Genomic DNA, 411 nt, shown 5'->3' on the forward strand with positions numbered 1-411 from the left:
TATATTTGGAATAATATTCTTAAAAAAATAAAAGGAGATGTTTCAAATGAAAGAAATTAAGATACCAGATATTAATTACAAAGAAGAGGTTAAAAAATGTAAGACTATGGAGGATGTAGTAGGAAAAAATGGTTTGCTTCAAAGACTTCTGAAAGATGTTATACAAAATATGCTTGAGGCTGAAATGGAAGATCTGCTTGGTAGAGAAAAATATGAGAGGGATGAGGAAAGAGACTATAAAAATTATAGGAATGGATATTCAAAGAAGAATATTAAAAGTAGTGTTGGTGATGTAAAGCTGGATATACCAAGGGATAGGAACTCAGATTTTGAACCTAAAGTTGTTAAAAAGTATGAAACTGTTTGTAATGAATTAGACAAAAAAATCATAGGACTATATGCAAGAGGGAT

1 protein-coding gene is annotated in these 411 nt (G+C 29.4%); it reads left to right on the forward strand.

Annotated elements, in window-relative coordinates; translation table 11 throughout:
* Positions 1–46: 46 nt before the first annotated feature.
* Positions 47–411: transposase (locus KM800_RS15215; RefSeq protein ID WP_217813834.1), on the forward strand; the 365-nt coding region annotated here is incomplete at its 3' end.

Origin of the sequence: Clostridium tyrobutyricum, assembly GCF_019144085.1 — a bacterium.
Lineage (GTDB): Bacteria > Bacillota > Clostridia > Clostridiales > Clostridiaceae > Clostridium_B > Clostridium_B tyrobutyricum_A.